General features: G+C 41.1%; 7 protein-coding genes. 1 reads left to right on the forward strand and 6 read right to left on the reverse strand.

The annotated features are described in order from the left end of the window. Positions 1–154: 154 nt before the first annotated feature. The 6 genes from galM to PVK71_RS09830 all read right to left on the reverse strand — a co-directional run bounded on the left by galM (position 155) and on the right by PVK71_RS09830 (position 8,696). Entirely contained in the window at positions 155–1,216 is a 1,062-nt protein-coding gene (gene galM, locus PVK71_RS09805; RefSeq protein ID WP_274418229.1) for a galactose-1-epimerase, read from the reverse strand. A gap of 9 nt (positions 1,217–1,225) precedes the next feature. Further along, positions 1,226–2,386: a galactokinase gene (gene galK / locus PVK71_RS09810; protein WP_274418228.1), complete on the reverse strand. Its 1,161-nt coding sequence runs from the start codon at positions 2,384–2,386 to the stop codon at positions 1,226–1,228. Between the two features lie 164 nt (positions 2,387–2,550). Next, on the reverse strand, positions 2,551–3,603 hold the full coding sequence (locus PVK71_RS09815; protein WP_274418227.1) for a UDP-glucose--hexose-1-phosphate uridylyltransferase: 1,053 nt from the start codon (positions 3,601–3,603) through the stop codon (positions 2,551–2,553). Between the two features lie 132 nt (positions 3,604–3,735). Beyond that, positions 3,736–4,746 carry a UDP-glucose 4-epimerase GalE gene (gene galE, locus PVK71_RS09820; protein ID WP_274418225.1) on the reverse strand — a complete coding sequence of 337 codons (1,011 nt, stop codon included), beginning with the start codon at positions 4,744–4,746 and terminating at the stop codon, positions 3,736–3,738. Between the two features lie 189 nt (positions 4,747–4,935). Continuing rightward, positions 4,936–6,309 carry a melibiose:sodium transporter MelB gene (gene melB / locus PVK71_RS09825; protein ID WP_274418333.1) on the reverse strand — a complete coding sequence of 458 codons (1,374 nt, stop codon included), beginning with the start codon at positions 6,307–6,309 and terminating at the stop codon, positions 4,936–4,938. 272 nt (positions 6,310–6,581) lie between these two features. Next, on the reverse strand, positions 6,582–8,696 hold the full coding sequence (locus tag PVK71_RS09830; RefSeq protein WP_274418223.1) for an alpha-galactosidase: 2,115 nt from the start codon (positions 8,694–8,696) through the stop codon (positions 6,582–6,584). Positions 8,697–9,032: 336 nt separating this feature from the next. Between PVK71_RS09830 and PVK71_RS09835 the strand changes: the two genes are divergently transcribed. Next, positions 9,033–12,122, forward strand: a complete 3,090-nt coding sequence (locus PVK71_RS09835; RefSeq protein WP_274418222.1) for a beta-galactosidase — start codon at positions 9,033–9,035, stop codon at positions 12,120–12,122. Positions 12,123–12,298 lie beyond the last annotated feature (176 nt).

Genomic DNA, 12,298 nt, shown 5'->3' on the forward strand with positions numbered 1-12,298 from the left:
TCTTGATTTATTAATTAACTATAATCAGCATAGGTAGATTTAGCTGAGAAGTCATATTAATTTATGATCTACTCCGCATTAATTTTTAAAACAAAAAATCCCTAACTAATGAATGAGTAGGGATTCTATTATTAAGCTACTAACCACACGCTATCTAGACGATAAATTGATAACGTGTCTCATGCTGATAGGTATCACTCGGTGAAAGAATAGTGCTTGGCTGAGGCCATTCAGGGTGATTTGGCGCATCTGGCAAAAATTGCGTTTCTAATGCCACGCCTGAGTAGTCTTGATATTCACCATCGATACGATTTGGTGTGCCTGCTAACCAATTTCCTGTATACAACTGCATTGCTGGTTTTGTGGTCACCACATGCATTGTAACTAAGCTATCAGGAGAGGTTAGGCTTGCTGCACACTCCCCTTTTGCACACGCTTTATCTAGCACAAATGAGTGGTCATAACCTTTGGCGTTATCTTGATCTTTGTCTAGCATGAAATCTTGGGAAATAACTTTTGGGTCAGTAAAATCGAAGTTGGTGCCTTTGACTTTTTTCCATAACCCTTTTGGAATGCCTACGTCAGTCGTTGGTACGTACTCATTGGCGTTAACGCTTAAAATATGATCTAAACTTAGATGTTCAGTATCTGCACCAAGTAAGTTGAAATAAGCATGATTGGTCAAGTTAACCGGAGTTGATTTGGTTGTACGTCCGTTATAACTGATCACGATTTGATTATCATCCGTCAGTTGATAGGTAACAGAAACCGTTAACTCCCCCGGAAAATCTTGGTCGCCATCAGGTGAAATTAAGCTAAATTCAATGCTGTTCGGGGTTTCTTTTACTACTGACCAGCGACGTTTATCAAACCCTTCTGAACCACCGTGTAAGGTATTGCCTTCTTGGTTGGTGTCTACTTGGTATTTGGTGCCATCAATCTTAAACTGACCATTGGCGATTCGATTGGCATAGCGACCAACGGTAACGCCCATGTAACTTGCTTGTTTTTTAAAGTCAGTCATTGTCGATTGACCCAGTAGCACTTCACGTAGTTTGCCTTTTACTGGCACTTTACAGCTTAACCACGTCGCACCAATATCCATAAATACGGCGCGCATTCCGTTTTCATTTTTGAGTTCGAATAACTGAGCAAGGCGACCATCGCTGGCCGCCTCCTTTGTCATGGTTTCGAACAATGTTGATTGTTCTGTCATGTGTATTCCTTACAGCACTTCTATTAAACCTGCGCCATTTTTTGCTTGGCACACATAAATTGATTCTTTTAGGCCTGTTGCGGTTTCGTATAGCTCTTCAACCGCCGCTTTCACTTCATCCACTAATACTGGCGGAACTAAAGCAACGATACAACCGCCAAAACCACCACCCGTCATACGAACGCCGCCTTCTTTGCCAATCACGTTTTTAACGATATCAACTAGCGCATCGACTTCTTTGACTGTGATTTCAAAATCATCACGCATTGAGGCATGAGACTCTTCCATTAATACAGCCATTCGCTTCATATCACCAGACGCTAACACTTTTGCCGCTTCTTCGGTGCGATCATTTTCAGTAATGACGTGACGCGCACGTTTTGCGACCATTTCATCTAATTCATGTGCTTTTGCGTTGAACTCTTCAATGCTTACATCACGCAGTGCTTTTACACCAAAGATGCGTGCGGCTTCTTCACATTGCTCACGGCGAGTGTTGTATTCTGAATCAACCAAACCACGTTTTTTGTTTGAGTTGATGATAACTACTGACATGTCTTCAGGCATTGATACTGCTGTTGTTTCTAATGAACGACAATCCAATAACATCGCGTGGTTTTCATTACCTTCTGCTGAGATCATTTGGTCCATAATGCCGCAGTTACAACCGACAAATTCGTTTTCAGCTTGCTGACCATTCAATGCGATTTCAGCTTGGCTGATGTTTAGGTTATATAACTCTTTAAACGTTTGACCGATAACTACTTCAAGTGCTGCTGATGAACTTAAACCAGCGCCTTGTGGTACGTTTCCTGATACTGAAATATCTGCGCCTTTAAACTCAAAACCACGACCGATTAAGCATTTCACTACGCCACGAATGTAGTTCGCCCACATCTTGTTTTCTTGAAATATGATCTCTTGAGTGATATCAAACTCATCAGTTTCATTACCATAGTCAACCGATACAACACGAACGATGTTGTCTTCACGCTTTGCTGCTGCCACTACGGTTTGGTAATTAATCGCACAAGGTAATACAAAGCCATCGTTATAATCGGTATGTTCACCAATTAAGTTCACACGACCCGGCGCTTGAACAATGTGCGTTGGAGCGTAAGAAAGTACTGAGTTGAATGCGTCTTTTACGTTTTGAATTAGGTTTGTCATAGCTATTTCCAAATTTTAGAGTTGTTATCTTTGTTATTTCAAAGATGTCTTCAAATATTTTTATTAATTAGAATTCAGAGTCATTCTTTGTGAGTGTTATATTCACCACAAGCACTTCTGAACTCTTTAAGCGAAGCGATCTTCAAGCGGAGCGATCTGCTCTTTTAAAGATCTTTATAATGCACATCACTGACATCACGCAGTTTTTGCGCGGCTTGCTCGGCGGTTAAATCTCGTTGGCTTTCGGCTAACATTTCGTAGCCCACCATGAATTTACGAACCGATGCAGAGCGAAGCAGTGGCGGATAAAACAGTGCGTGTAATTGCCAATGATCAATATCAGTACCCTCTTCAAAGAAAGGCGCGTAATGCCAACCCATTGAGTATGGGAATGAGCACTGGAATAGATTGTCATAACGGCTGGTTAGTTTTTTGATTGCTAACGCCAAATCATCACGTTGTTCGTCTGTTAACTCACTCATACGACGAATGTGTGTTTTTGGTAATAGCATGGTTTCAAATGGCCATGCTGCCCAATAAGGGACTACGGCAATCCAATGCTCTGTTTCTACTACTGTGCGCTCGCCATCATTTAATTCTGATTCAACATAATCAACCAACAGATTTGAGCCGTGTTCTTGGTAATATTCTTTTAAGTGTTTTTCTTTACGTTCAATCTCATTAGGTAAGAAGCTATTTGCCCAAATTTGGCCATGTGGATGCGGTTGAGAACACCCCATTGTCTCGCCTTTGTTCTCAAATGCTTGAACCCAAACGTACTCTTTACCTAGCTCTTCAATTTGATCGTTCCATGTATCAATCACATTACGAATTTGACCAACTGGCAGCTCTGGTAAGGTTTTGCTGTGATCTGGCGAGAAGCAAATCACTCGGCTTAATCCTCGAACCCCTTGTGTTTTAAATAACGGATTTGTTGATTGTGGCGCTTCTGGTGAATCCGTCATTAGTGCGGCAAAGTCATTACTGAATACGTAAGTACCTTTGTAATCTGGATTCGTGTCACCAGAGATACGATCATTGGTTGGGCATAAGAAACAGCCTTTGTCGTATTGTGGTAATTCAGCCGTTGATGGTTTTTCATCTTGACCACTCCACGGACGTTTCGCACGATGTGGTGATACTAAAATCCACTGACCCGTTAATGGGTTATAACGACGGTGCGGATGATCAACTGGGTTAAACTCAACATTTGACATAATTTTTATACTCAATTCTTTTCAAGAAAATACACATGAACCCAGATACTTGTATTTGTCGCTCTCACCATTCTCATCTCTGAACTCTGCCAAGGAGCTTACGACTGATCTGAATTCTTAATCTTTTAGATCTTAATAACCTTCAGGATTATTTGACTGCCAACGCCATGTATCAGCACTCATTTCCATTACATTGCGAGTCGCTTTCCAGCCTAATTCTTTCTCTGCTTTTTCTGTGCTTGCCCAGCATTCAGCAATGTCACCCGCACGACGAGGACATAAGGTATAAGGAACAGTTTTACCTGACGCTTGTGCAAACGCCTCAACCATTTCTAAAACACTTGAGCCTTTACCTGTGCCTAAGTTGTAAATATGAAGGCCTGATTTTTCACCCACGGCTTTTAGTGCAGCGATGTGTCCATCAGCTAAGTCCATAACATGAATATAATCACGAACGCCGGTGCCATCTGGTGTTGGATAATCATTACCAAATACAGACAGTGATTCACGACGGCCAACAGCAACTTGTGCGATAAATGGCATTAAGTTATTTGGAATGCCTTGAGGATCTTCTCCCATAGTGCCTGATGGATGCGCGCCGACTGGGTTGAAATAACGAAGTAAGGTAATGCTCCAATCGTTCTCTGCATCAAACAAATCAGAGAAACACTCTTCAACCATGTATTTACTGCGACCATAAGGATTGGTGGTTGCGCCAGTTGGTGAGTTCTCTGTAATAGGCACAATAGCAGGATCGCCATAGACGGTTGCAGATGAGCTAAATACGATGCTTTTTACATTCGCCTTTCGCATTGAACGAGCTAAAACCAATGAGCCGTTAACGTTGTTGTCGTAATACTCTAGAGGTTTTGCAACAGACTCACCTACGGCTTTTAAACCGGCAAAGTGAATAACTGATGAAATAGAATGCTCAGCAAAAATACTATCTAGAAAGGCTTCATCACGAATGTCTCCCTGATAAAAAACAGGGCGAATTTGAGTAAGTGCCTCGATACGATCTAATACAGCCACTTTACTGTTGCCCAAATTATCTAAAATGATAGGTTCAATGCCTGCTTCAATCATTTGAATACATGTGTGGCTACCGATATAGCCCATTCCGCCAGTTACTAATACTTTCATGATTAACTCTTCCTGCTAGATTTTAGTAAAGTTTACCAGTGCCTTTAAAATAATATCGTGATCACTTTCAAATAAATGTAAACGTTTACACCAAATTAAATCATACGCTATTTACACACTCTTCTAATAACAAAAAAGGCCGCACCTTTGACAGTAGCGACCTTCTTTAATTTTTAGATTAATTAATGATTAAGCAACAACGGATTTTTGAGTACTCACTTTCACTGTTTCTTCAGCTACTTCAGGATTAAAACCATCATGCAGACGGTAATAACGTTGATACACCAAGCCACTCACGGTCATCAAAATCGCAGGAACACCTGCCATCATAAAATGCAGCCCCATGATAGTATCAGCTGATTGCGCTACGTTTGGAATGTAACCTACAATCGATAACCCCATACCAACGATAAAGCCACCTGCTGCACCTGCAAATTTCACAAGCATCGTTTGAACTGAGAAAATAACACTCTCACTGCGGCGACCGGTTTTATATTCACCGTAATCAACCACATCCGCTAGCATTACGGTTTGCAAAGCATTCGCAATCCCCACACCAAACTTAATTGCTGCACCAGCACAACCAATTAATAAAGCATTACCAGGAGAAACAATACCCATAACAATTAGAAGCACACAAGACACTACAGGGAAACCACACGCCATTAACCATAAATATTTACGAGGGAAAAGTGTCGCTAAACGTGGGAATAAAAAGACACCAGCCACTTCAGCAATACCTGCTACCATCATATAAATCGGAAATAGTTCAGGATTACCCAACGCGTAAGTGAAGTAGTAAATAGCAAAACCGCCGACTAATAAATTCGCAATTTGAAAAGATAATACCGTACCAATCAACGCTTTTAATTGATCATTTTTACCAATGATAATCAGTACATCTTTAAAGCTGAATTTCTCTGCTTTAACGCTTGTTTCTCGAACTGGTTCTTTTACATTACGAGCAATTAAGAAGGCACTTAATACAAATAAAACCGCAATTAACATCGCAACATTAAAGAAACCATCACCTTGGTTTCCTTTGCCTAACTCACCCACAATATGTAGGCCATAAGTGCCGGTAATAAACCATGCAAGGCTTGCAAACAAGCGAGGCCATACCACCAACTTTTCGCGTTCTTGACGAGAACTAGATAACGCAGGGATCATTGACCAGTAAGGAATATCCATAATGGTGTAAGTTAAACCCCAAAGGATATAAGCCGCTGCAGCATAAATGTATAACGTAGTGCCTTCAAACATGTGTGTACTAAAAAGACCAACAAGGACGACTGCATTTAATAGCGTGCCAATCACAATCCAAGGGCGAAACTTACCAAATTTAGAGCGGGTATTATCAACAATAACGCCCATCATAGGATCAGTAATAGCATCAATAATACGGGCAGCTAAAAAGATCGTTCCCACAAACGCCGCAGACAAGCCCGCCACGTCGGTAAAATAAAACATTAAAAATATATAAATCGGCGCACAGGCAAAATCTTTTCCTAATGCACCAAGACCGTAAGAAAGTTTAGTTTGTAGAGTAATTTTTTCAGACATCTTATATTCCTTTCCGATGGTGGAAGTTCTCTTTTTAACTAGAGATTCATTCCTACTTAATTGATGATGCCATGCTACCCACTCCGCAACCATTATTCCGTGACCAAAAACCACTTTATGGAAACGTTTCCAGTTATATTCCAAAAATGAGATCTTAACGCTGATCCATTCCATCTTGTTATTTTTAAAGATAAAAAAAGCCTTTATTTAAATGCAAATAAATTACAAATAAACAAAGGCTTACCTAGCGTATGACGCTTTATTGTTAGCGTTTACAGTTTTTTTAATTTGATTACCATAGCACTTTCAGCATCTAGAATGGGCATAGTAAGTCCCACATCTTCGCACCATTCACCTGATAACTGGCAATCGGATTCTGTCCAAAAAGGCTGATAATTTACAATCTCATTATAATTGGCGGGTTTATCTAAAATACTCACCTGATATATCGCGCTACGATCTAAGCCGGGAATACGTAAATGTCCACTTAACGAATTGGTTGGCATTGCTAATTGTGCCAACAAAACGATGGCTTCAGATTGATCATTTGCCACAACAGCATGAATTTGATGTGCCTCATCATCAGAGGGAACTCGCCAAGTTCGACCTGTATGCAATAACGGACGTAAGGTTTTATGCAACTTAATATAGCGCTCAAACCCTTGTTTTTCCTCTTGCAGCTCTTTAACCGGATCAAGCTCAATACCCATGTGTCCGAATATTGCCGTTAACCCTCTAAACTCAATGCTATGGCGACGACGAGTACTGTGACAATGGCTTGAACCAATGTGGCTGCCCATCACTTCAGGAGGGAAGAAATAACTCATGCCTCGCTGAATACGTTGTCGCTCTAACGCGTCATTATTATCCGATGGCCAAAAACGATGCGTACGCTTTAACACTTCAAAATCTATGCGCCCACCACCTGCCGCACATGATTCAATATCAACCTTTGGATGTGCCATACGGATCTTATCGACCAATTGGTAGTAACGCACTACTTGTTGATGCCCTGCAGCATGACCATTATGAGCTGGTTGCACCACCTCACGGTTCATGTCCCATTTAATATAATCAATGGCATATTGAGTTAAGAAATGATCTAATCGTTCATAAAGATAGTTAAACGCATCATCATTTTGCAGATCAATAACGTATTGGTTACGTCCTGTTGGCTGCTCATAACCTTCAACTGCCAGCAACCAATCAGGGTGTTGGCGATATAAATCAGAATCTTTATTGATCATTTCAGGTTCAAACCAAAGACCAAACTCCATTCCTAATTCGCGTACATGATCAATAATTGGCGTTAAGCCATTTGGGTATTTATGTGTATCTAAAAACCAATCTCCCAACGCGGCTTTATCACCGTTTCGACCTTTGAACCAACCATCATCAATAATGAAACGCTCGACGCCCATTTGAGCCGATTGCGTTGCCATTTCCATAATGTAGTCAGGATCATGCTCAAAATAAATCCCTTCCCACGTATTAAGGTGAATTGGTCGAGCTGTATTTATTATCTGCTTATCAAGAATTGATTCTCTGACATGGGAGTGAAATTGATGACTCATGCCATTCAATCCTTGGTCACTGTAACTTGCATACAACCACGGTGTTGTTAATTCCTCACCTTGTTGCAAGCTAATTTCACCCGGAAGATATATCACTTCGGCCTGCATATAACGACGGCCATCGGCTTTTACATCAACACGCAAACGGTGATTACCACTCCATGCAAAATGAAATCCATACACATCGCCTTGCATTTCATCAAAGTGACGAGTGCCTGCAACTAATGCCGGATAATGTTCATGAGAGGTACGTCCACGACGGTTTTCTTGTTGGTACCCACCTTGTTGTAATGGCTGACGAACCGTTTGAAACTCATGAACCCAACGACCGTAATACGTCATTAATTCAGCAGCTCGAGCAGGCAACGGTAAAGTATTTGCTAATCGATTAATTTGGTAAGGTGTTGATTTTATATTAATAAGAGAGTGACGCGTTTTCATTACATCTTGTTTATCTAAACTCAGCTCCGTTATCATTCGTAATCCAGCAAGTGCATCTTCACTTGTCAGAGTTACGCTGTGTGTATTTGACTCAACCCCTGTGATTACAAATACAGGAGCCCAATCCGCACCATTGCGATGCCCTTCAAGGCATGGACTGCTGAATACGCCTCGGCCTAACTCTGGCGCCAGCGTCATTGCGACATCATTATCCAAACGACCGTAAGGAACTGGACGCAAAAGTGAAGAACAGAAAGAAGTGATATCACCACTTACAGGCTTCCCCCAATGTAGGATCTCTGCACATTCACCAGCGTTAATAATCACTTGGCTATTTGTACCCGTTAATACAATGATTTCTTTTTGCGTCATGAGATAAACCGTAAGCAGCTTTAATTGCTCTCTATAATAAAGAAAAAAATGAATCTTTCTGTGAATCACCGCAAACTTATGGAAACGTTTACAGAAAATAGGATTTCACTTTAAAAACCAGTAAATCTTATAAAAAACAGATAAAACAAGCATCCAATGTGATAAAGATCACGATTGATAGGATAAAAAGGAAGATAAATTAAAAATGACGACCCCGTCATGTAAACGTTTCCAGAAATTATTTACACTGCCTTCATACTAGTGCGAAGGGTAACGATTTCCCCCTTTTGTTGCTCATTTCGCACTCTCATTAAATCAGTACGTAGGAATATCACGATGGAATTTTCAGCCATTTTGCAACGACGCGATTGGGAAAACCCACAGTCAGTTAATATTCATTGCTTAAAAGCACACAGTCCATTAGCCAGCTTTCGTTCTATTGCTGACGCACAAGACAATCAGCGTTCTCAACGCACTTCGCTAAACGGACAATGGAAATTCCACTTATTTTCGGCACCAGAAGCTGTCAATGGCGAATTTACTCACCCTGACTTTGATGATGCAAACTGGGATAACATCACTGTTCCTTCAAATTGGCAGCTTCAAGGCTATGACAAGCCAATTTATGCCAATGTAAAATACCCATTTGATGTCAATCCTCCTTATGTTCCAAAAGAAAACCCAACAGGTTGCTACCGTACAACGCTGTCATTAACAGAAGAAAACCTAACTGAAACACAACGTATTATTTTTGATGGTGTCAATTCCGCTTTTCATTTGTGGTGTAACGGTGTGTGGATTGGTTACAGCCAAGACAGCCGCTTGCCAACAGAGTTTGACCTAACAGAGCACCTTCATGTTGGTAGCAATACCTTATCGGTAATGGTGATCCGTTGGAGTGACGGCAGCTATTTAGAAGATCAGGACATGTGGTGGTTAAGTGGAATATTCCGCGATGTCACTTTATTATCAAAACCAAAACAGTGCATTGAAGACGTATTTGTTACCCCTGATTTAGATGCCTGTTATCGTGATGGTAGCTTATCGATTGTCACGACCATTAATGCTCCAGTGACATCACAAATTCAAACTCAGCTTTTTGATGAAAACGGTGCCATTACTGATCCTATCGTCGCTTCGCCACATAACCGACGCATTGATGAGCGTGGCTCGTACGATAATGTTATTTTCCAAACACTGTCCGTTCGTGATCCAAAGAAGTGGACCTCAGAAACCCCTAATCTATACCGTCTTGTTATTTCATTATTAGATGAAAATGGACAACATATTGAAAGTGAAGCCTATCACGTTGGTTTTCGTAAAGTCGAAATTAGCGATAGTCAGCTAAAGCTAAATGGCCAGCCTTTGTTGATCCGTGGCGTGAACCGTCATGAACACCATCCAGAGCTTGGACATGTCATGACAGAAGAAGACATGATCCGCGATATCTGTTTGATGAAACAATACAACTTTAATGCCGTACGTACTGCGCACTACCCTAACCACCCTCGATGGTATGAACTATGTGACCAATACGGTTTGTATGTGTGTGATGAAGCCAATATTGAAACGCATGGCATGATCCCAATGAACCGCTTATCAACCGATCCTCAGTGGACCCACGCCTACATGAGTCGTTATACACAAATGGTGATGCGAGATAAAAACCACGCCTCTATTATTTTATGGTCGCTGGGTAATGAATCTGGCCATGGCAGTACTCACAATGCGATGTACGCTTGGTCAAAACAGTTTGATCCCTCTCGTCCTGTGCAATACGAAGGCGGTGGTGCAAATAGCACAGCTACTGACATCATTTGCCCAATGTACGCCCGTGTAGATACCACCATTGAAGATGAAGCTGTTCCGAAATGGCCTATAAAAAAATGGGTTTCATTACCTAATGAACAACGCCCATTAATCTTATGTGAATACGCACATGCGATGGGAAATAGCCTAGGTAGTTTTGATGACTATTGGAAAGCCTTCCGCGAATACCCTCGCCTTCAAGGTGGTTTCATTTGGGATTGGGTTGATCAAGGGATCACTCAACACGATGAAAATGGACAACACTTCTGGGCTTATGGTGGTGATTTTGGTGATGTCATTAATGATCGTCAATTCTGTATTAATGGATTGATGTTCCCAGACAGAACACCACACCCTACGCTAGAAGAAGCAAAATACAGCCAACGAATGATCAACATTGAATTGATAAATCAAACATCAAATCAATGCACTTTACGCATTCATAATGAGCACCTTTTCCGTGCGGCTGATAATGAAGTATTGCAATGGCGTTTATTAGAAAATGGCGTTGCTGTATTAACAGGTGATCACGTATTAAGTATCGAGGCTAACGATAACGAAACCGTTAATCTAGACCTTGCATTCACCACAAAACCACAAGCGCAGTACCACTTATCCATCGATGTGACGTTACTCAGCGATACGCCATGGGCATCCACAGGTCATGTGATGACAACTGAGCAGTTTGTATTAACCAATCCAAATGGGTTAACGCTTCCTGCTACCAATGCTCTTATTGCTCCTTTATTAACAGAAGATGACAACCACATATTTATTACCAGTCATAACGAAGTGCATCAATGGCAATTGAACCGTGCGACGGGCCTTCTAACTGATTGGCAAGTCAACGGTGAGCCTCAGTTTTTAGCATCACCAAAAGATAACTTTTTCCGTGCACCATTAGATAATGACATTGGTGTGAGTGAAGTCGATTTTGTCGACCCAAATGCGTGGGTATGTCGCTGGGAAGAAGCCGGTATAGGTCACTGGAAGCAAGAGTGTATAAAGTGTCATGCCAATGCCACATCTGATTCTGTTCTGGTGAGTTCAACGTTTGCATACCAACACAACAATCAAATTCAAGCACTCTCTGTTTGGAATTATACCTTCTGTGATGATGGTGAAATGTCGCTTGATATCTCAGTAACATTGGCAGATCACTTACCACCAATGCCACGTATTGGGCTAGAACTTGAGTTGCCACTAAAACATGATAATACAAACATTTCATGGAAAGGATTAGGGCCATTTGAGAACTACCCTGATCGCTTAGCCGCAGCCCGTTTTGGTCACTACACTCAAGCACTAGAAACGATGCATACTCCGTATATCTTCCCGACAGACAGTGGGTTACGCTGCGATACTAAGTGGTTGCAAGCAGGTGATATTGAAATCATGGGTGACTATCAATTCAATGTCAGTCGATACAGCTTAGATCAACTCACAAAAGCCAAACACACTAATGATTTGCATGAAGAAGATACGGTCTATTTACGAATCGATCATAAGCACATGGGCGTTGGCGGCGATGACTCATGGAGCCCAAGTGTTCATAAGGAATATCAGTTGACCGATAAATCTTACCGTTATCAATTAAGTTTTAAACCTAAAACGTAGTAAACTCACTACTCTCAAATCAAATCCTCAGAATCGCCGTTCTGAGGATATTTTTGTTTTTCTTATCGCGATGTTAATTACATTGCTTTATTTAAAGATAAAATCCTTTATATTAAACAAGTTACTTCATAACAAACCAATACACCCTACAGCACAAATAAGAATAAGAGATATCT

The sequence above is a fragment of the Aliivibrio sp. S4MY1 genome (assembly GCF_028765545.1).
Lineage (GTDB): Bacteria > Pseudomonadota > Gammaproteobacteria > Enterobacterales > Vibrionaceae > Aliivibrio.